This is a genomic window from Streptomyces sp. NBC_01235 (assembly GCF_035989285.1).
Lineage (GTDB): Bacteria > Actinomycetota > Actinomycetes > Streptomycetales > Streptomycetaceae > Streptomyces.
On the sequence record NZ_CP108513.1, the window covers coordinates 2,691,465 to 2,710,835 of the forward strand.

The following is a 19,371-nucleotide window of genomic DNA, read 5'->3' on the forward strand; positions in this document are numbered from 1 at the left end:
GAGACATGGGAGGCCGTCATGGCAGAACGTCCGGCACGGAAGCCGCGGAAGCCCCATTCCGCGCAGGTCGTCCGCACCGAACGGCTCACCCCGCACATGCAGCGCGTCGTGCTCGGCGGCGAGGGTCTGGCCGAGTTCGCGGCGGGTGACTGCACCGACCACTACGTCAAGATGCTCTTCGGCCCCGAGGGCGTGACCTACCCGGAGCCCTTCGACCTGGAGCGCATCCGGGCCGAGTTCCCCCGTGAGCAGTGGCCGGTGACCCGGACGTACACAGTGCGCAACTGGGACGTCGAACACCGCGAGCTGACCCTGGACTTCGTGTTGCACGGCGACGAGGGTCTGGCCGGGCCGTGGGCGGCACGCGTCCAGCCGGGCGAGATCGTCCGCTTCATGGGCCCCGGCGGCGCCTACGCGCCGGACACGACCGCCGACTGGCATCTGCTGGCCGGGGACGAGAGCGCCCTGCCCGCCATCGCGGCCGCCCTGGAGTCGCTGCCCGCCGGCACCCTCGCCCACGCCTTCATCGAGGTGGCCGGCCCCGAGGAGGAGCAGAAGATCGACTCCGACGTGGAGGTCGTCTGGCTGCACCGCGGCGACCGGCCGGTCGGCGAGCGGCTCGTCGAGGCCGTGCGGGCGCTGGAGTTCCCAGAGGGCCGCCCGCACGCGTTCGTGCACGGCGAGGCCGCCTTCGTGAAGGAGCTGCGCAAGCTGCTGCGCGTCGAGCTGCAGATCCCGCGCGAGGACCTGTCGATCTCCGGCTATTGGCGGCTCGGCCACGACGAGGACGGCTGGCAGGCCGCGAAGCGGGAGTGGAACGCGCGCGTGGAGGCGGAGCAGGAGGGCGCGGCGCCCACCGCGTGACCCGGCACCCGCGCAAGCGGCCCGCACTCGTGGAGCGGGCCGCTTGCGCGGGTCTCCCTGCCGCCGCGGCGACCGCTACACCGACCGTTGGTACGACCGGAACGTCCGGATCGACAGCCACACCGCCGCCACCGCGAGCGCGAGCAGCGCCCCGCCGCGGCTGAGCACGTCACTCCGGTCGGGGTCGGCGGACAGTGCCGAACGGCCCGCGATCATCGCCCAGTTGAGCGGGTTGAAGTCGGCTATGTGCCGCATCCACGAGGGCATCTGGGCCGGCGCCATGAAGGCGGAGGACAGAAAGGTCAGCGGCAGCAGCAGGAAGGTGTTGATGCCGATGATCGACTCCCGCTCGCGCACCAGCATGCCGAGGGAGTTGGACAGCGCCCCGAACACGGTGCCCAACAGGACGGCGGCGACGATCAGGACCGCGACCCCGGTGACCCCACCCGGGTAGTCCGCGCCGGCCGCCAGCCCGAGCAGCACGATGACGCCCGACTGCAGGGCGGTGACGATGCCGTTGTGCACGACATTGCCGTTCATCAGCGCGGCCCGGCTGGCCGGGGTGGTCAGGAAGCGGTTCAGGGTGCCGCGCTGGATCTCCTCCAACGTGCCCATGCCCGCCCACAGATTGGCGCTCAGCGCGCTCATCACGACCACGCCCGGCACCAGGTAGTCGAGGTAGGAGCCCGTCCCGAAGCCGCCCAGCTCGACGACGTTCTTGAACAGGCTGCCGAAGAGGAACAGCCAGATCACCGGCTGGATCAGGGTGATCACCGCGTAGGCGGGCTGCCGGGCGAACACCATGAGCTGACGCTGCGTCATGTACCAGGTCTGGGCGACGGCGGTGCTCATCGCGCACCTCCGGCGAGGACGGGGACGCCGGCGTCCGCTTCCGCCTCCGCGTACCTGCGGCCCGCGTACCTGAGGTAGACGTCGTCGAGGGACGGCCGGGCCACGGTCGCGGTGGCCACCCCGACCCCGGCCCGCTCCAGCGCGCCCAGCAGCGCCGGTACGGCGGCTGCCCCGTCGTCGGCGCGGACGCTGATCCGGTGCCCCTCGCACAGCACCTCGTGCACGCCCGGGAGTCCGTCGAGGGCGCCGTCCAGCAGGGTGCGGCCCGCATCGCCGAGGGGGGTGCGTACCTCCACGTGCACGGCGTCGCCGCGGAGTTCGCCCTTGAGGGAGTCGGGGGTGCCCGTGACGACGATCCGGCCACGGTCGACGATGGCGACGCGCTCGGCGAGCCGGTCGGCCTCCTCCAGGTAGTGCGTGGTGAGCAGGATGGTGAGGCCCTCCTCGCCGGCCAGACGGCCGATCTCGTCCCACATCGCGGTGCGGGCCTCGGGGTCCAGTCCGGTGGTGGGCTCGTCGAGGAAGAGCACCTCGGGCCGGTGCACCAACCCCAGGGCGACGTCGAGCCGGCGCCGCATGCCGCCGGAGTAGCCCTTGACCGGACGCCGGGCGGCCTCGGTGAGCGTGAAGCGTTCGAGCAGCTCGTCGACCCGACGGTCGAGGGCGGCGCCCTTCACGCCGTACAGCCTGCCCTGGAGACGGAGGTTGTCCCGGCCGGTGGCGACCGGGTCCGCGCCGGAGTTCTGCGCGACCACGCCGATCGCGCGGCGCACCCGGTCCGGGTGGCGCAGCACGTCGTGACCGGCGACGGTGGCCGAGCCGGAGTCGGGGCGGGCGAGGGTGGTGAGGATCTTGACGATGGTGGACTTGCCGGCGCCATTGGGGCCGAGGAGCCCGAAGACGGTGCCGGGCTCGACGGTGACGTCGAGTCCGTTCAGGGCGGTGACACCGCCGGGGTAGGTCTTGACGAGTTGACGCGCCTCGACCGCGGGCGCGCGGGTGGTGCTCGTACTGCTCATGACGACAGCTCTCCTGAGTGAGCGGACTGGTGATCGGTCCGCGTGAAGAGCGCCGGGCTATCCTGGGTGTGCCGCACCTCGATGGCCCGGTTCTGCCGCACGGCGGATCCGTTTCGGGGTTCGAGACCCCGGCGGGACTGCTGCAACAGGCCTGCCGGGGTCTTTCTCATGATCTGAGCTCTTGCGGCAACTCCCCCGTCTCGTGGAAGTGCCGCCACTGCTCGACGCCGGGCAGCGATCCCTTCCTGATCTCGTCGAGGAAACCGCCGACCCACTCCGCCTGCGCCTCGACCATGTGCAGCTGGTACTCGACCTCGACGAGGAAAAGCCTCGGCAGCGTCTCGTAGAGCTTCTCGAGCACTCCCCGGCCGCTGGCCACCTGCACCTCCAGCGAGCTCAGCCGTGTCTCCAGCAGGCGCACCACCTCGTCGGGAGGCAGCGCCGCCATCAGCGAGAGCGCCGTCTCGAAGATCGGGTACTCCTTCGCGGGGATGGCGATCAGGTCCGAGAGCCACTCGGCCATCTCCTCGCGCCCGGCCTCGGTGAGCCCGTAGACCGTGCGCTCGGGGCGGTTGCCCTGGCGTTCCACACCGGTCACCTCGACGAAGCCGTACTTCTCGAGGTTCTGCACGACGGTGTAGAGCGAGCCGTAGTTCGTCTTCGTACTCGTGTCCTTGCCCTGACTGCGCAGGGTCTGGGCGATCTCGTACGGGTGCATCGGCTTCTGCCAGAGCGTCGTCATCACGGCGAGCGCCAACGGATTGCTGAGCTTGCGGCGCTTCCTCGTCACGACGACCACCTCGCTTTCGAATATCCGTAGCCGAACATATCGCGAGCCGCCCTCCGAGACAATAGACGCGATGTAACGCGATCGAGTGAAGTCCCGCAAACGTGAGGACTTGGGCCCGCCCCGGACACGACGGCGTGACGCGCACGAAACAGCACGTCCCTAATTTCTGTCGCCCGACAGGAATTCCCGTCCCCTCTGGGCCAAGGCAGGTTCCGCCGTGACGACAACGACACCCTCCGACGTACGCTCCGACCCGCCCCACTCCCCCGACGCCGGCGACGGCTCCCTCGCCGAGTTCGGCTACCGCCAGGAGCTGCACCGCAGCCTGGGCCGGTACGCCTCCTTCGCCGCCGGGTTCTCCTTCATCTCCGTCCTGACGACCGTCTTCCAGTTCTTCGCCTTCGGGTACGCCTTCGGCGGCCCGGTCTTCTTCTGGGCCTGGCCGGCGGTGCTGGTCGGGCAGTTGCTGGTGGCCGCGTGCTTCGCGGAACTGGCGGCGCGCTATCCGATCTCGGGCGCGATCTACCAGTGGTCGTCGCGGCTGTCGACGCCCTCGTTCGGCTGGTTCGCCGGCTGGATCATGGTGATCGGACAGGTGGTCGTGGTGGCCGCGGCCACGCTGGCGCTGCAGATGGTGCTGCCGGCGATCTGGTCGGGCTTCCAGCTGATCGGCACCGACCCGGCGCCCACCTCACCGGACGGCGCGGCCAACGCGGCACTGCTCGGCGTGATCCTGCTGGTGCTGACGACGCTCGTGAACGTCGTCGACAACCGTGTGATGTCCCTGATCAACCGGGTCGGCGTCACCGCCGAGATCATCGGCGCGGTGCTCATCGTCGTGCTGCTGCTCACCCACTCCGAGCGCAACCCCGGCATCACCTTCCACACCGCAGGGGCCGCGCAGAACGGCCTGTTCGGGGCGCTGCTCGTCGGCTCGTTCACGGCCGCCTACGTGATGATCGGCTTCGACAGCGCGGGCGAGATGAGCGAGGAGACGCGCAACCCGCGCCGCACCGCGCCCCGCACCATCCTCACCGCGCTCGGCGCGGCCGGCCTGCTGGGCGGGCTGATCGTGCTGGGCGGCCTGCTGGCCGCGCCCAGCCTCACCGACGGACACCTCGGAGTCGACGGTCTCAGCTACGTCCTCACCAGCAGCCTCGGCGACGGCGTCGGCAAGGTGCTGCTGGCGGACGTGGTCGTGGCGATCGCGGTGGCGACGCTCGCCATCCAGACGGCGGCCTGCCGAATGCTGTTCTCCATGGCCCGCGACGGACAGCTCCCGTTCTCCGGCCGCCTCGCGCGCGTACACCCGCGCACCGGCATGCCGAACGCCCCGGCGCTGGTGGTCGGCGTCCTCGCGGCGGCCCTGCTGCTGCTCAACTTCGCCTCGCCGGAGGCGTTCCTCGCCATCGGCACGACCTGCATCGTGATGCTGTACCTGGCGTACGCGATGGTCACCGGACCGCTGCTGGTGCGCCGGCTGCGCGGACAGTTCTCCTCGACGGGCACGGACGAGACGGGCGCCCGCCTGTTCTCCCTGGGCCGCTGGGGCGTCCCGGTGAACGCCCTCGCCCTCCTGTACGGCCTGCTGATGACGGTCAACCTGGCCTGGCCGCGCGCGGCGGTGTACGACCCGGCGGGCGGGCACTGGTACTTCCAGTGGTTCACGGTGCTCTTCCTCGGCGCGACGGTCGCGGTCGGCGTGGCCTTCCGGGCGTACCGGAGGCGGACACCGGTGCCGGCCGCCGCCGTACCGGAGGGCGCGACGGCGTAACGCGGGGTCGGCGGGCCTGTTCCGCGCGGGCTCAGTCGCCGTGCACGCGCGCGTGCAGGTGCATGTCGTGCCAGCCGTCCTGGTGCAGGGCGGCGCTGCGCTTGGTGCCCTCCAGGGTGAAACCGGCCTTGACGGCGACGCGGCAGGAGGCCTCGTTGGCGGTGGCGTGCATCAGCTCCAGGCGGTGGAAGCCGATCTCGTCGAAGGACCAGCGCGTCAGGGCGGTCGTGGCCCGGGGGGCGACTCCCCGGCCACGGGCCGCCCTGGTCGTCCAGTACGCGACCTCGGCGACGCCCTCACCGAGCAGGATGCCGCGCAGCGCCACCCGCCCCAGCAGTTCGTCGGTGCCGGCGTCGACGACGGCCCACTGGGCGCTCCGCTCTTCCGCCCAGCTCTTCCCCCACTCCTCGATCCAGCCGCCGACCTCCTCCTCGGAGTCGGCGGCCCTGATGTGCCACTGGTGCATCACCGGGTCCTGGAAGGCGGCGTACACGGCGGGTGCGTCCGCGGCCCGCCACGGGCGCAGGAGGAGTCCGTCGCCGGTGCGGAGCACGGGCTGCGGCGTGCCGGAGAGGGTTCCGGCGGGCAGGACGAAGTCGGCGGTGTAGGGCATGATCCGCATCCTGCCAACGGGCCGCGAGGAGTCAACCGGGTTTCCCGTCGCCGTAGGCTTGACCCCGATGAGACGCCGTACCCCTCCCCCGCCCTCCCCGTTGCCGCAGCGCGACGGGATCGACGCCGTGCGGGTGCGGTTGCCGGGCGAGGGCGCCTGGGCCACCGTCCGGGAGCACCTGGTGGAGCGGCTCGGCGGGGCGGGTGCCGGGGTCGTGGACGGGATGCTGGCGGCCGGGCTCGTCGTCGGCGCCGACGGTGTGGCGGTGGCGCCGGACGCGGCGTACGTGCCGGGGATGTTCGTGTGGTTCCACCGCGAGCTGCCCGCCGAGGTGCCCGTGCCGTTCCCGCTGGAGATCGTGTACCGCGACGAGCACATCGTCGTCGTGGACAAGCCGCACTTCCTGGCCACCACCCCGCGCGGCAGCCATGTCACCGAGACCGCGCTGGCCCGGCTGCGGCGGGAGCTGGCCGTCCCCGCGCTCGGCGCCGCGCACCGGCTCGACCGGCTCACCGCCGGGCTCGTGCTCTTCACGGTGCGCCCCGAGGAGCGCGGGGCCTACCAGACGCTGTTCCGCGACCGCCGGATGCGCAAGGTGTACGAGGCCGTCGCGCCGCACGATTCCTCGCGCGCCTGGCCGGTGACCGTGCGCAGCCGGATCGTGAAGGAGCGCGGTGTCCTGGCCGCCCGGGAGGTGCCGGGCGAGCCGAACGCGGTCAGCCACATCGAGCCGGTGGAGCACCGTCCGAACGGCCTCGCCCGCTACCGGCTGGTCCCCGAGACCGGGCAGACCCACCAACTCCGGGTGCACATGGCCGCGTTGGGCGTGCCGATCCTCGGCGATCCGCTCTACCCCGAGGTGGCCGCCCGCGTGCCGGCCGGCGACTTCCGGCGACCGCTGCAACTGCTGGCGCGGGAGCTGGAGTTCACCGATCCGGTCACGGGGACGGCACACCGGCTGCGCAGTGGCCGAGTGCTCGAGGCCTGGGCGTCGCAGGGCAGGTGGCAGGACGGCCGGGCGGCCACTCCGTCACCGGGCGTCGCTCAGTAGCCGCGCCACCAGGCCAGGAAGCGCCGCCAGGCGTTCGGCCTGCGGGCCGGTTTCGTCGGCTGCGGTGCGGCCGGCGGCGCGAGGGCGGATGCCGGCGCGGGCTGCGGTGCGGCCGGCGGCGCGAGGGCGGATGCCGGCGCGGGCTGCGGTTCCGTGTTCACCGGTCGCATCATGCGCTGCGGCGGGATCGGGGCGTGGCTCGGCTTGTGTTTGACGTCCTGCTGGTCCTTCGGTTCGAACCGGACCGGCAGTTCCACCAGATGTCGTGAGGCGATCGACATCGTCCACCGCAACTCGTCCTCTTCGCAGTCGAGTTGCACGTCCGGCAGCCGCATCAGCAGCGCGTCGACGCCGACGTCGGCGATGGCGCGGCCGATGTCCTGGCCGGGGCATTCGTGCGGGCCGCTGCCGAAGGCGAGGTGGGAGCGGTTGCCCTGCATGTTGGCGGACAGGTCGGGACGCACCCGGGGGTCCACGTTGCCGGGAGCGGGCGCGAAGAACAGGCCGTCGCCCCGGCGGATGCGCTGACCGCCCAACTCCGTGTCCTGCTTGGCGAAGTAGGCGAAGATGGTGCTGAACGGGGGTTCGTCCCACAGGGACTGCTCGACCGCCTCCGCCACCGTCATCTGGCCGCCGTTGAGCCGGGCGAGGAAACGCGGGTCGGTGAGGACCATGCGCAGCACGTTGGAGAGCAGGTTGACCGTGGCCTCGTAGGCGGCGAAGAGGACCAGGCGCAGATGCTCCCTGACCTCGTCGTCGGTGAGGGCCGCCGGGTGGCCGATGAGGTGGCTGGCGAAGTCCTCCTCGGGCCGGGCGCGGCGGCGCGCGGTGAGCCGGGTCAGCGCCCCCATGACGTACTCGTGGCTGGCGATGGCGGTCTCGGACCCCTTGAGCGCGTCGCGGGCGCAGTGCACCATCCGGTCGTTGTACTCGTCGGGCATGCCGAGGACATGGCACATCACGGCCATCGGCAGGTGCTCGACGAACTGGCCCACCAGTTCGGCCCGGCCCTCTTCGCAGAAGCGGTTGACCAGGCGCTGGCTGGAGCGGTTGATGTAGCGGCGCACGCTGCGGTCATCGATGGTTCCCATGGCCGCGGTGACCGCGCCCCGCAGCCGCTTGTGCTCGTCGCCCTCGGCGTGGGCGGCCATGGGCTGCCAGGCGATGTGCGGCATGAGCGGGTGGTCGGGCCTGACCCTGCCCTCCAGCAGCGGCGACCAGATGCGGCTGTCCTTGGTGAACTGCGAGGGCGCACGCACCATGTGCAGGTTCTCGGCGTGACCGAGGACCATCCACATCGGCAGGTCGTCCTGGATCAGGACCGGGGCCACGGGGCCGTGCTCCTCGCGCAGGCGCTCGTACAGTTCGTTCAGGTCCTCCGCTCCGGGGCCGTAGAGGCGGGCCAGTCCGCCGGGGCCCCGGTTGTGCGCGGGGCAACCTGGCGGCGGGTCCAGGGCGAGGTCGTGCGGACCGGTCGGGACGGGGTGTTCGGGAGTCACAGGGTCGCTCCGAAACTGTGGTGGATCCGTTGGTCGGGGGGGATGTGGTGCGGTGGGTGTCAGGGGAGGCTGCGGCTCAGGGCCAGGGTGTGCAGGAAGCGCATGAGGGTCATCAGGACGTCGCGGCTCGAGGCGCGGCGGCGGACGTCGCACTCCACGATCGGGATCTCGGGCGGCAGGTCCAGTGCCCCGCGCAGCTCCTCGATGGGGTAACGGGGCCCGTCGGGGAAGGTGTTGACGGCGACGACGAAGGGCACTCCGCCCTCCTCCAGTCGGCCCATGACCTCGAAGCTGACCTCGAGGCGGCGGGTGTCGACCAGGACGACCGCGCCGAGCGCGCCCTCGAACAGCCCGTTCCACAGGAACCAGAAGCGCTCCTGGCCGGGTGTGCCGAAGAGGTAGAGCACGACCTGTTCCGTGATGCGGATCCGGCCGAAGTCCATGGCCACGGTGGTGGCGGTCTTCGTCTCGGAGCCGTAGTTGTCGTCGACCCCGATGCCTGCCTGGGTCATGGTCTCCTCGGTGGTCAGCGGCCTGATCTCGCTGACGGAGCCGACCATGGTGGTCTTGCCGACGCCGAACCCGCCCACGATGACGATCTTCGCCGCGGCCGTGGTGGTGTGCGGCAGACAGTCCTCGGTCCGTGGGCCGGGAATCGTGTCAGAGCCGTTGAAGTCCATTCATCACCGCTTCGAGAAGGGAACGGTCGGGGAGCTGCTGCCGGACGATCGGGGCGCGCGCCTGCACGAGTTCGGCCGCCAGCATCTCGGTCAGCAGTACCGTCACCACGCTGAACGGGAGACGGAGATAGGCCGACACCTCGGCCACCGACAGCGGGGCGCCGCACATCCGCAGCACCGCCGTCTGCTCTGGCGTGGCCGACGAGGGCGGTTCGGTACACGCCACGATCAACGTGACCAGGTCGACGGGAGCGCGCTCGCCGTCCGCGCCCGTGATGATGTAGAGCCGCTCGAGATTCCTGCCCTCTCCCTCCCCTCCCCCCTCCTTCAGGGGCTGTGGGGGCTGCGGGGGCGGCGGGGGCGGCGGGGGCAGTTCCGGCAGGGGTTGTCGCCGCCGGCGTTGCGGAGGCGTCATACGCTCTGCCCTTTGCGCCGGGGCGGGGTGGTGAGGTGGGCGCCGATCCGGACGACGAGGTCGCGCATGCTGGCGCTCATCCGGCCGGCCTCGCAGCGCACGTCGGCGAGGACCGCGAGGTAGGCGTTGTCGCCGGCCGACATCAGGTAGAAGTAGCCGCCGCTCAGGTCGATGACGACCATGTTCATCTCGCCGTCGCTGGAGTGGATCTCCTGGGCGACGGCAGCGGCCAGGCTCTGCACGCCCGCACAGGCGGCGGCGACCCGGTCGGCCGCGTCGGGGTCACCGGCGTAGCGGGCGATGCGCAGGCCGTCGGCCGAGAGCACCACGATCATCTCGATCCCCGGAACGCCGTCGTAGAGCTCCTTGAGCAGCCAGTCGAAGTTTTGGCGCTGCTGGATCACGTGAGGTCCCCTTCGTCGTCGGCCTCGGGCTTGGCCTTGTCTTCGATCAGGTGCAGGTATGCGGTGGGATTGCGGGTGAAGTCGGTGGGGTGCACACCCGGCGGAGCTTGCTTCTTCAGGCCCTCCCAGAACGCCTCGAACGCCACCCCGGGCTCTTGCTTCTTCCTCGCGGGCTGGGCCTCCGGACGGGGCTGCGCGAACAGGTCGGGCTTGCCCTCGCGCTCGGCTTCCTGGGCGGCGTAGGCCTCGCGGTAGCGCTGGGCGATCGAGATCGTGGTCTTGCTGCGCCGCTGGGGCAGGCCCTGCTCGGTCCACTCGGTGACCTCGGGCACCTCGTCGTCGGTCAGGGAGACCCCGGCGGGGATGCGCGGGTTGGTGGGGCGGCGCTTCTTGGGCGGGCGCTTGGGGCCCTCGCCGATCTGGCTGAGGTCGATCTGCGGCACGGCGGTGGCGCCGATGCCGTGTGCGAAGCCGGGGGCGGGATCGAGGGTCTGCATCTCGCTCGGCACGATGAGGACGGCCCGGACGCCGCCGTAGGCCGACTTCCGCAGCGAGACCTGCAGGTTGAACGAGGTGCACAGACGGCCGACGACCGCGAGGCCCAGGCGCGGGGTACCGCCGGCATCCTGGATGTCGACACCCCTCTTGGCCTGCTCGAGCATGCGCTCGGCCTTGGCGCGGGACTCCTCGCTGAGGCTGACGCCGGCGTCCTCGATCTCGATGGCGATGCCGGTCTGCACCTCGACGGCGTTGACGTGCACCTTGCTCTGCGGGGGCGAGTAGCGGGTGGCGTTGTCGAGGAGCTCGGCGAGCGCGTGGATGAGCGGCTCGGCCGACAGCCCGCGGATGTTGACCTTGGCGATGGAGTCCAGCTGGATGCGCCGGTACTCCAGGATCCGGGACATGGCGCCGCGCAGCACGCTGTACAGCGGGACCGGCTGGGGCCAGTTGCGGCTGGGCCGGCCGCCGCCGAGCACACCGATGGAGTCGGCGAGGCGGCCGATCAGCGAGGTGCCGTGGTCGATGCGCAGGAGGTCGTCGAAGACCTCGGGGTTGCGGCCGTGGTCCTCCTCCATCTCCCGCAGTTCCGCGGACTGCTGGTGGACGATGGCCTGCACGCGGCGCGCGATGCTGACGAAGGAGCGCTGGGCGGAGTCACGCAGGGACTCCTCGTGGTCGACGATGTCGAGGATCTTCCGGATGACGGCGCGCTGCGCGTCGTCGAGCGCGCGGAACGCAGGATCACCCTCGCCGAGGTCGCGCATCACCTCCCTGGGGGAATTTCCGGCGCGCAGCCACTCCACGGCGTTGGGCACGAACACCTCGGCGAGGAGGCGGTTCTCCTCCGTATGGCCTGCGACGCACCGTTCCAGGTACGCGACGCGCTGGTCCCTCTCCGCGCGCAACTCCCGCAGCAGCCGACCTCGGCGCACCGACTCGGCTCCCGCCACGATCACCAGGAGGGTCGCGACGGTTCCGCAGACGCCGACGGCGAGCCGGGCCTGCGTCGCCACCAGGGCGACGGCGGCTCCGGTCGCCGCGGCCATCAGTATCGCCGGCAGCAACAGCACACGCGCGTAGGGAAGTTCTCGGCGACCGGGTGGGGACTGAACACTCACCATGTGGGCACCCTCTGTAGGGATCTGTCGGCATCTTCGGGATGTTTGGGAACAAGCGCACGAATACGCCTCAACTCGGTGCGCCGCGGGCGAGCCTAGTCCGACCGGATCATCGCCGCGTCATATTCGGCAACGCCCTGAAACCGACTCCGTACATGAAGTAGCCTCAAACCCATTTACACACAGCGAATTTGTTCGAACACGCCACGTGATGATGCACAGGCGTGCGAAACAGTTCACCGGGACGGGTGAGAAGACCGCTCCTGAGCACCCCAGGTGCCCTCAAGTTCCGTCAGGCGGTGCTCAGTTGCCCGCGATGCGCAGGGCCGCGTCGGCGGTGGCCCGGGCGAACTCCGAGACGGAGCGGTCGGGATCCGAGCGGTGGACGAGGATGACGCCCTCGATGAGTCCGAAGACGAGGTCGGTGCGCAGATCCAGGTCACTCTTCGCGAGCGCGCCGCCCGCGGCCGTCGCGGCGATCAACTGGCGGTAGGCGTCCTTGAGTTCGCCGCGCACGGCATGGAACCCGGCGAACCGCTCGGTGCGCACCTCGGGCAGCAGGTAGAGGCCGCCGAGGTTGTGCGAGCCGCCGCAGAGCAGCTCCACGTCGGTGCGGCACAGCTCCCACAACCGGTCCTCGGCCGCCCGCGCGTCGTCCGCGAGCAGCTCACGGGCGCAGGTCAGCGAGGGTGTGACCGTCGACTCCAGCAGCTCGGCGAGCAGTTCCTCCTTGCCGGAGACGTAGTGGTACATGGACGCCTGGCGCATGCCCGCGCGCTCGGCGACGGCCCGGGTCGTGGTGGCGGCGTAGCCGCGCGAGGTGAACAGCTCCGCGGCGGCCGTGAGCAGCTCGGCGCGTGGCGTGAGCCCGCTGTCCGGGCGTTGCGCGGCCCGTGGCCGGCCCACTCGGCGTCCGCTGCTCGTCCCCATGCGTTCGATCCTCGCACACGACGCCGGGCGGCGATCTTCGTGAGGGGCCGGTAACGAGCCGGCAACGCGGCGGCAACGGCGGCGACCCGACCCGCCCCTAATTTCTGTCGAGCGACAGAAATTATCCCTCAGTCGGAGGTCCCCGATGGCGACAGAGACCACCTACGGAGCCCGCGCCCATGCCCGCTCCCAGGAGGGCACACGCGCCGACGCCATGCCCGTCGTACCGGCGGCCGACTGGCCGGCCCCACCCTGCGAGGCGGGCCACCTGGTGTGGGCCGAGACCGTCGCCGGCGGCAACTACACCCACCGGGTCCTCGCGCGCGGCACCGAGCTGCGCCTGACCGACCTGCGCGGCGACGCCTGCGCCCACCTGCTCCTGTACGTGGACGGCCGCCCCTGGGAGCGATTGAACGTCGCCGACACGGTCAAGGTCCAGTGGAACGCCTACCTCGGCGAGGGCGTGCTCCTCCTGTCCGACCAGGGGCGGGTCCTCGCCTCGGTCGTCACCGACACCTCCGGCCGGCACGACGCCCTGTGCGGCACCTCCACCCTCGCCCGCAACACCGAGCGCTACGGCGACGGCACCCCGCAGTCCGCCTCCCCGGCCGGCCGCGAGCTGTTCAAGCCGGCCGCCGCGAAGAACGGCCTGGAGCCCCGCGATCTCCCGCCCTCCCTCTCCTTCTTCCAGGGCGTGAAGATCCGCGAAGACGGCACCCTCGACTTCACCGGCTCGGCCGGCCCCGGCGCCAGCGTCACCCTGCGGGCCGAGCAGGACGTGACGGTCCTGATCGCCAACGTGCCGCACCCGGCCGACCCCCGCCCGGAGTACGTCAGCACCCCACTGGAGGTCCTCGCCTGGCGGGCGGCGCCCACCCGGCCGGGCGACCCTCTGTGGGACGCCACCCCCGAGGGCCGTCGTGCCTTCCTCAACACCGCCGAATTTCTCACCGCGAGGGGGCTCGCATGAAGACAGTGGTTCCGGTGAAAACCGTCGTCCCGGCCCGCGCCGCCTGGTCGTCCGTCGTCCGTGCCGGCGAGACGCTGACCATCACCGACCTGCACGGCAACCAGGCCGTCGACTTCCTCGTGTACGACGCCCACGACACGTCCGTGCGCTACAGCGCCCCGGACACGATCCACGCGCAGGGCGGCATCTTCCTCACCACGGGCAGTGTGCTGATGTCCAACGAGCACACCCCGCTGATGACGGTGACCGCCGACGCCGTGGGGCGCCACGACACCGTCGGCGGCGCCTGCTCCAAGGAGTCCAACACCCTGCGCTACGGCCATCACACCTTCGCGCAGCACGCCTGCGTGGACAACTTCCTGGCCGAGGGCGCCAAGCACGGCCTCGGCAAGCGGGACCTGGTCTCCAACATCAACTGGTACATGAACGTGCCCGTCGAGAAGGACGGCACCCTCGGCATCGTCGACGGCCTCTCCGCACCGGGCCTCACCCTCACGCTCCGCGCCGAACGGGACGTCCTCGTCCTGGTCTCCAACTGCCCCCAGATCAACAACCCGTGCAACGGCTTCGAGCCGACGGCGGTGGAGATGACGATCACCGGGGCGGGCACATGACCTTCGACAAACTGCTGGTCGCCAACCGGGGCGAGATAGCCGCCCGCGTCATCCGCACCGCCCGCGAACTCGGCCTGCGCACGGTCGCCGTGTACTCCGACCCCGACCGCTCGGCGCCCCACGTCCGGCTCGCCGACGAGGCGGTACGGCTCGGTCCGGCACCCGCGAAGGAGTCCTACCTCGACGCCGACCTCGTCCTGAGGGCGGCCAAGGACACCGGTGCGGGCGCCGTCCACCCGGGCTACGGCTTCCTCTCCGAGGACGCGGCCTTCGCCCGCCGCTGCGCCGACGCCGGGATCGTGTTCGTCGGACCGACCCCCGGGCAACTGGAGTTGTTCGGCGCCAAGCACACGGCCCGGGCGGCGGCACTGGCGGCGGGCGTGCCGCTGGCACCGGGCACCGGCCTGCTGTCGGGACTCCCCGAGGCACTGGAGAAGGCGCGACTCATCGGCTATCCGGTCATGCTCAAGGCGACGGGCGGGGGCGGCGGCATCGGCATGTCGGCCTGCCACTCCCCCGACGAACTCACCGACGCCTGGGAACGCGTCCAGCGCGTCGCCTCCGCCTCCTTCTCCTCCGCCGGTGTCTTCCTGGAACGGCTCGTGGAGCGCGCCCGCCATGTCGAGGTGCAGGTCTTCGGCGACGGCGAGGGGAAGGTCGTCACCTTCGGCGACCGTGACTGCTCGCTCCAGCGCCGCAACCAGAAGGTCCTGGAGGAGGCGCCGGCCCCTGGCCTGCCGGACCACGTGCGAGCACAACTCGCCTCCGCCGCACGCGACCTGTGCGCCTCCGTCGGCTACCGCTCCGCCGGGACCGTCGAGTTCGTCTACGACGCGGCCCGCGAGGAGGCCTCCTTCCTGGAGGTCAACACCCGTCTGCAGGTGGAACATCCGGTCACCGAGGAGATCTACGGCGTCGACCTGGTCGCCTGGATGCTGCGACTGGCACGCGGCGAGCGGGACGTGGTGGTCGACCCCGGCCCACCTCGCGGCCACGCCGTCGAGGCGCGCCTCTACGCGGAGGACCCGAGCCGGGAACACCGGCCCAGCGCGGGCCTGTTGACCCGGGTCGAGTTCCCGGCCGGGGTACGCGTCGACGGCTGGGTGGAGACCGGCACCGAGGTGACCACCGCCTACGACCCGATGCTCGCGAAGGTGATCGCCCACGGTTCCGACCGGGATCATGCGCTGCGCCGCCTCGACGAGGCGCTGGCCCGCACCCGGGTCGACGGCATCGAGACGAACCTGGGGCTAGTGCGGGCGGCGCTCACCGACCCGGACCTCCGCAGGGCCACCCACTCCACCGGGACCCTCGCCACGGTCACCGACCCGACCCCGCGCATCGAGGTCGTCTCCGGCGGCACCCTCACCACCGTGCAGGACTGGCCCGGCCGCACCGGCCGCTGGCAGGTCGGCGTGCCGCCGTCCGGCCCGATGGACGACCGCTCCTTCCGCCTCGGCAACCGCGCGCTGGGCAACCCCGAGGGCACCCCGGGCCTGGAATGCACGCTCCAGGGCCCGACGCTGCGCTTCACCCACCCCACGACGGTGTGCGTGACGGGCGCTCCGGCCCCGGTCGCCGTGGACGGTACGGCGGTGGCGCAGTGGGAGCCGGTGACCGTGCCGGCCGGGGCCCTGCTGGAGATCGGCGCGCCCGGCGAGCACGGCCTGCGCACCTACGTCCTGTTCGCGGGCGGCCTGGACGTCCCCGCCTTCCTGGGCAGCGCGAGCACCTTCACGCTGGGCCGGTTCGGCGGCCACGGCGGGCGGGCGCTGCGGACGGGCGACGTCCTGCACGGTGGGACGGTCGCCCGAGGCACGGAGGCCGGGGAGGCCGAGGAAGCCGCGAAAGCCGCGGACCGGCCGTCCTTCACCGCCGTCTGGCACATCGGCGCGGTCGAAGGCCCGCACGCGGCCCCGGAGTTCTTCACCGAGGACGACATCCGCGACTTCTACGCCGCCGACTGGAAGGTCCACTTCAACTCGGCCCGCACCGGTGTCCGCCTGGTGGGGCCGAAGCCGCGCTGGGCGCGCGCCGACGGCGGCGAGGCGGGCCTGCACCCGTCCAACATCCACGACACCCCCTACTCCGTCGGCGCCGTCGACTACACGGGCGACATGCCGGTGCTGCTCGGCCCGGACGGCCCCTCGCTGGGCGGATTCGTGTGCCCGGCGACCGTGCTCAGCTCCGAGCGCTGGAAGCTGGGCCAGTTGCGCCCCGGCGACACGGTCCGCTTCCGGCCGGTGGACGTCACCGGCGCACTGCGCCCCGAGATCGTCGACGGGGGTGTGCTGGCCCGCGACGGCGACGTGACCTACCGGCGCAGCGGCGACGACAACCTGCTGGTCGAGTTCGGGCCCATGCAGCTGGACCTGGCCCTGCGCATGCGGGTCCACGCGCTGATGGAGGCGGTGGCCGCGGCGGACCTGGCGGGCGTCACCGACCTCACCCCGGGCATCCGTTCCCTCCAGATCCAGACGGACCCCCGCCGCCTCCCCCAGCACGAACTCCTCGCGTTCGTCAGGGAGATGACAGCGGCCCTCCCGCCCTCGGACGAGCTGGTCGTCCCCTCCCGCACCGTGCACCTCCCCCTGTCCTGGGACGATCCCGCCACCCGCGAGGCCATCGCCCGCTACATGGCGGGCGTCCGCGACGACGCCCCCTGGTGCCCGTGGAACATCGAGTTCATCCGCCGGGTCAACGGCCTGGAGTCGGTGGCCGACGTCTACGACACGGTCTTCGACGCGGAGTACCTGGTCCTGGGCCTCGGGGACGTCTACCTCGGCGCCCCGGTCGCCACGCCCCTCGACCCGCGCCACCGCCTGGTGACGACGAAGTACAACCCCGCGCGCACCTGGACGGCCGAGAACTCGGTGGGCATCGGCGGCGCGTACCTGTGCGTCTACGGCATGGAGGGCCCCGGCGGCTACCAGTTCGTGGGCCGGACGACGCAGGTGTGGTCGCCCTGGCAGCAGCGCGGCGCGTTCGAGCCGGGCTCGCCCTGGCTGCTGCGATTCTTCGACCGGATCCGCTGGTACCCGGTCGACGCGGACGAACTCCTCGACCTGCGGGCCGACATCACCTCGGGCCGCTTCGTGCCACGCATCGAGGAGGGCACCTTCTCGCTCGCCGAGTACCGGACGTTTCTCACCGAACACGCGGACTCCATCACGCAGTTCAGGTCCCGCCAGCGGGCCGCGTTCGCGACGGAGCGGGACGCGTGGGAGGCGGCGGGCGAGTTCGCCCGGGCGGAGGCGGCGGCAGCGCCGCCCGCTGCCCCGGCCGAGGTGGCGGTCCCGCCGGGCGGCCGACTGATCGAGGCCGAATTCGCCGCGTCCGTATGGCAGCTGAACGTGTCTCCCGGCGACGAGGTGACGGCGGGGCAGCCGCTGCTCGCCCTGGAGGCGATGAAGATGGAGTCCAGGGTGCACGCGCCGGTCGACGGCGTGGTGGCGCAGGTCCTGGCCCGACCCGGCGACCAGGTCGAGGCGGGGACGGCACTGCTCGTCCTGGCCCCGGCCGCGAGCTGAACCCCGAGGAGCACGAGCATGTCCCGCACCCTGTCCCGCGTCCGCGCCGCCTACGCCCGCATCGAGGCCGTCGGCCGCCCGGAGATCTGGATCGACCTGCGGCCGCGCGAGGAGGCCGAGGCGGAAGCCCGCACACTCGACGAGCGGCTCGCGCGGGGCGAGCACCTCCCGCTCGCCGGCCGGCTGCTCGCCGCCAAGGGCAACATCGACGTGGCCGGCCTGCCCACCACCGCGGGCTGCCCGGCGTACGCCTACGAGCCCGCCGCGGACGCCCCCGTCGTCGCCCGACTCCGTGCGGCCGGCGCGCTGGTGCTGGGCACCACGAACCTGGACCAGTTCGCGACCGGCCTGGTGGGCACCCGCTCCCCGCACGGCGCGGTCCGTAACGCCCACGACCCCGCGCGGGTGAGCGGCGGTTCCAGCTCCGGCTCGGCCGTCGCGGTGGCGCTCGGCATCGTCGACCTCGCCCTCGGCACGGACACCGCCGGTTCGGGCCGGGTCCCGGCCGCCTTCAACGGCATCGTCGGTCTCAAGCCCACCCGTGGTCTGGTCCCCACCGAGGGAGTCGTCCCGGCCTGCGCCTCGATCGACTGTGTGACGGTGTTCGCCCGCACGCTCCCCGAGGCCGAGCAGGCCCTGGCCCACATGGCATCGCCGGCCGGCCGCGCCCTCCCCTCGCTCCCCACCCGGGCCCCCGGCCCGTGGCGCATCGCGACCCCGTCCCTCGAACAGCTGGGCGAGCTGGACGAGGGCTGGGCGGAGGCATACGAGGCGGCCGTGCACCAGGTCAGGGCAGCCGGGGCGGAGATCCGCCCCCTCGACCTCACCCCGTTCACCGAGGCCGCCGCCATGCTCTACGAGGGCGCGTTCGTCGCCGAGCGCTACACGGCTGTAGGTGCCTTTGTCGACAAGTTGCTCGCGGAGGGCGGTGAGGGTCTCGACCCGACCGTCGCGGGCATCATCACCCGAGCCCGGGACATCCCGGCCCACCGGCTCTACACGGACACCGAGCGCCTGACGGACCTGCGCGCCCGCGCCCTGAGCGAACTGACCGACGCGGACGCCCTGTTGCTGCCGACCACGCCCGGTCACCCCACCCTCGCCGAGGTCACCGCCGACCCGCTGGGCGCCAACGCCCGCCTGGGCCGCTTCACCAACTCCACGAACCTCTTCGACCTCGCGGCGGCCGCCGTCCCCGCCGGCGAGGTGAACGGCCTGCCCTTCGGCGTGATGCTGATCGGCCCGGCCTTCACGGACGAACGGCTGGTGAGGATCGCGGCCCTGCTGCAACCTCAGGCGTACGTCGCCGTGGTGGGCGCCCACCTGACGGGGCAGCCGTTGAACCCCCGACTCCTCTCCCTGGGCGCGGTACTGGACCGCACGACGACCACCGCCCCCGTCTACCGCCTGCACGCCCTGCGCACGACCCCACCGAAGCCGGGCCTGGTCCATGTGGGCGAGGGAGGCGCGCAGATCGAGGCAGAGGTCTGGCGCCTACCGCAGGAGGGCTTGGGCCGCCTGCTGACGGCACTGCCCCGCCCGATGACACTGGGCAACGTGGAGCTGGCGGACGGAAGCAGTGTCCCGGGCTTCCTGTGCGAGCCGAGCGCTCTGAACGAGGCGGTGGACATCACGCAGTACGGCAGCTGGCGTTCATACCTGAACGAGCGTCAGAGGCAGGCCACCTAGAGGTGCGGCTCCGCCGCGTGGGCGCGACCAGCCACAACCTCCCCGCACCCGCCGAACA

General features: G+C 71.9%; 17 protein-coding genes. 7 read left to right on the top strand and 10 right to left on the bottom strand.

Features of this window, described 5'->3' with window-relative positions; translation table 11 throughout:
• Positions 1 to 18: 18 nt before the first annotated feature.
• Positions 19 to 864, top strand: coding sequence for a siderophore-interacting protein (locus OG289_RS11570; RefSeq protein ID WP_327313920.1), 846 nt, complete (start codon positions 19 to 21; stop codon positions 862 to 864).
• A gap of 75 nt (positions 865 to 939) precedes the next feature.
• On the opposite strand, the gene OG289_RS11575 is transcribed toward OG289_RS11570, so the two are convergent.
• The 3 genes from OG289_RS11575 to OG289_RS11585 form a co-directional block, all read right to left on the bottom strand.
• Complete coding sequence (locus tag OG289_RS11575; protein ID WP_327313921.1) at positions 940 to 1,716, bottom strand: ABC transporter permease; 777 nt, start codon at positions 1,714 to 1,716, stop codon at positions 940 to 942.
• Positions 1,713 to 2,735 carry an ATP-binding cassette domain-containing protein gene (locus tag OG289_RS11580; protein WP_327313922.1) on the bottom strand — a complete coding sequence of 341 codons (1,023 nt, stop codon included), beginning with the start codon at positions 2,733 to 2,735 and terminating at the stop codon, positions 1,713 to 1,715. The genes OG289_RS11575 and OG289_RS11580 overlap by 4 nt, the downstream gene beginning before the upstream one ends.
• Positions 2,736 to 2,901: 166 nt before the next feature.
• Complete coding sequence (locus OG289_RS11585; protein WP_327313923.1) at positions 2,902 to 3,525, bottom strand: PadR family transcriptional regulator; 624 nt, start codon at positions 3,523 to 3,525, stop codon at positions 2,902 to 2,904.
• A 217-nt stretch (positions 3,526 to 3,742) separates the two neighbouring features.
• Between OG289_RS11585 and OG289_RS11590 the strand changes: the two genes are divergently transcribed.
• A complete protein-coding gene (locus OG289_RS11590) occupies positions 3,743 to 5,299 on the top strand; it encodes an amino acid permease (RefSeq protein ID WP_327313924.1) in 1,557 nt (518 codons plus the stop codon).
• Positions 5,300 to 5,330: 31 nt separating this feature from the next.
• On the opposite strand, the gene OG289_RS11595 is transcribed toward OG289_RS11590, so the two are convergent.
• A complete protein-coding gene (locus OG289_RS11595; protein WP_442818891.1) occupies positions 5,331 to 5,912 on the bottom strand; it encodes a GNAT family N-acetyltransferase in 582 nt (193 codons plus the stop codon).
• Between the two features lie 67 nt (positions 5,913 to 5,979).
• On the opposite strand from OG289_RS11595, the gene OG289_RS11600 reads away from it, so the two are divergent.
• Entirely contained in the window at positions 5,980 to 6,963 is a 984-nt protein-coding gene (locus OG289_RS11600; RefSeq protein ID WP_327313926.1) for an RluA family pseudouridine synthase, read from the top strand.
• Here the strand turns inward: OG289_RS11600 and OG289_RS11605 are convergent.
• The 6 genes from OG289_RS11605 to OG289_RS11630 all read right to left on the bottom strand — a co-directional run bounded on the left by OG289_RS11605 (position 6,957) and on the right by OG289_RS11630 (position 12,510).
• Positions 6,957 to 8,462, bottom strand: coding sequence for a cytochrome P450 (locus OG289_RS11605; RefSeq protein WP_327313927.1), 1,506 nt, complete (start codon positions 8,460 to 8,462; stop codon positions 6,957 to 6,959). The two genes, OG289_RS11600 and OG289_RS11605, sit on opposite strands and share 7 nt — an antisense overlap.
• 59 nt (positions 8,463 to 8,521) lie before the next feature.
• Positions 8,522 to 9,142, bottom strand: a complete 621-nt coding sequence (locus tag OG289_RS11610; protein WP_327313928.1) for a GTP-binding protein — start codon at positions 9,140 to 9,142, stop codon at positions 8,522 to 8,524.
• Positions 9,123 to 9,557 carry a DUF742 domain-containing protein gene (locus OG289_RS11615; protein ID WP_327313929.1) on the bottom strand — a complete coding sequence of 145 codons (435 nt, stop codon included), beginning with the start codon at positions 9,555 to 9,557 and terminating at the stop codon, positions 9,123 to 9,125. Before OG289_RS11615 ends, OG289_RS11610 begins: the two co-directional genes overlap by 20 nt.
• Positions 9,554 to 9,961, bottom strand: a complete 408-nt coding sequence (locus OG289_RS11620; protein WP_327313930.1) for a roadblock/LC7 domain-containing protein — start codon at positions 9,959 to 9,961, stop codon at positions 9,554 to 9,556. The genes OG289_RS11615 and OG289_RS11620 overlap by 4 nt, the downstream gene beginning before the upstream one ends.
• The gene (locus OG289_RS11625; RefSeq protein ID WP_327313931.1) at positions 9,958 to 11,583 is read right to left on the bottom strand and encodes a sensor histidine kinase; all 1,626 of its coding nucleotides are present in this window, start codon (positions 11,581 to 11,583) and stop codon (positions 9,958 to 9,960) included. The genes OG289_RS11620 and OG289_RS11625 overlap by 4 nt, the downstream gene beginning before the upstream one ends.
• A 300-nt stretch (positions 11,584 to 11,883) precedes the next feature.
• Entirely contained in the window at positions 11,884 to 12,510 is a 627-nt protein-coding gene (locus OG289_RS11630; RefSeq protein WP_327313932.1) for a TetR/AcrR family transcriptional regulator, read from the bottom strand.
• Positions 12,511 to 12,655: 145 nt separating this feature from the next.
• On the opposite strand from OG289_RS11630, the gene OG289_RS11635 reads away from it, so the two are divergent.
• From OG289_RS11635 to atzF, 4 genes are read left to right on the top strand one after another with little or no spacing between them, the layout of a single operon-like run.
• Entirely contained in the window at positions 12,656 to 13,480 is an 825-nt protein-coding gene (locus OG289_RS11635) for an urea amidolyase associated protein UAAP1 (protein WP_327313933.1), read from the top strand.
• The gene (locus OG289_RS11640) at positions 13,477 to 14,094 is read left to right on the top strand and encodes an urea amidolyase associated protein UAAP2 (RefSeq protein WP_327313934.1); all 618 of its coding nucleotides are present in this window, start codon (positions 13,477 to 13,479) and stop codon (positions 14,092 to 14,094) included. The genes OG289_RS11635 and OG289_RS11640 overlap by 4 nt, the downstream gene beginning before the upstream one ends.
• Positions 14,091 to 17,624, top strand: a complete 3,534-nt coding sequence (locus OG289_RS11645; protein WP_327313935.1) for a 5-oxoprolinase/urea amidolyase family protein — start codon at positions 14,091 to 14,093, stop codon at positions 17,622 to 17,624. The genes OG289_RS11640 and OG289_RS11645 overlap by 4 nt, the downstream gene beginning before the upstream one ends.
• Before the next feature lie 18 nt (positions 17,625 to 17,642).
• Positions 17,643 to 19,313, top strand: a complete 1,671-nt coding sequence (gene atzF / locus OG289_RS11650) for an allophanate hydrolase (protein ID WP_327313936.1) — start codon at positions 17,643 to 17,645, stop codon at positions 19,311 to 19,313.
• Positions 19,314 to 19,371 lie beyond the last annotated feature (58 nt).

Bases quoted from the DNA above. Each gene is read 5' to 3' on its own strand.
- OG289_RS11635 (WP_327313933.1), top strand. From the start codon at position 12,656: ATGGCGACAGAGACCACCTACGGAGCCCGCGCCCATGCCCGCTCCCAG.
- atzF (WP_327313936.1), top strand. From the start codon at position 17,643: ATGTCCCGCACCCTGTCCCGCGTCCGCGCCGCCTACGCCCGCATCGAG.
- OG289_RS11645 (WP_327313935.1), top strand. From the start codon at position 14,091: ATGACCTTCGACAAACTGCTGGTCGCCAACCGGGGCGAGATAGCCGCC.
- OG289_RS11610 (WP_327313928.1), bottom strand. From the start codon at position 9,142: ATGGACTTCAACGGCTCTGACACGATTCCCGGCCCACGGACCGAGGAC.
- OG289_RS11600 (WP_327313926.1), top strand. From the start codon at position 5,980: ATGAGACGCCGTACCCCTCCCCCGCCCTCCCCGTTGCCGCAGCGCGAC.
- OG289_RS11615 (WP_327313929.1), bottom strand. From the start codon at position 9,557: ATGACGCCTCCGCAACGCCGGCGGCGACAACCCCTGCCGGAACTGCCC.
- OG289_RS11575 (WP_327313921.1), bottom strand. From the start codon at position 1,716: ATGAGCACCGCCGTCGCCCAGACCTGGTACATGACGCAGCGTCAGCTC.
- OG289_RS11640 (WP_327313934.1), top strand. From the start codon at position 13,477: ATGAAGACAGTGGTTCCGGTGAAAACCGTCGTCCCGGCCCGCGCCGCC.
- OG289_RS11625 (WP_327313931.1), bottom strand. From the start codon at position 11,583: ATGGTGAGTGTTCAGTCCCCACCCGGTCGCCGAGAACTTCCCTACGCG.
- OG289_RS11630 (WP_327313932.1), bottom strand. From the start codon at position 12,510: ATGGGGACGAGCAGCGGACGCCGAGTGGGCCGGCCACGGGCCGCGCAA.
- OG289_RS11580 (WP_327313922.1), bottom strand. From the start codon at position 2,735: ATGAGCAGTACGAGCACCACCCGCGCGCCCGCGGTCGAGGCGCGTCAA.
- OG289_RS11595 (WP_442818891.1), bottom strand. From the start codon at position 5,912: ATGCCCTACACCGCCGACTTCGTCCTGCCCGCCGGAACCCTCTCCGGC.
- OG289_RS11570 (WP_327313920.1), top strand. From the start codon at position 19: ATGGCAGAACGTCCGGCACGGAAGCCGCGGAAGCCCCATTCCGCGCAG.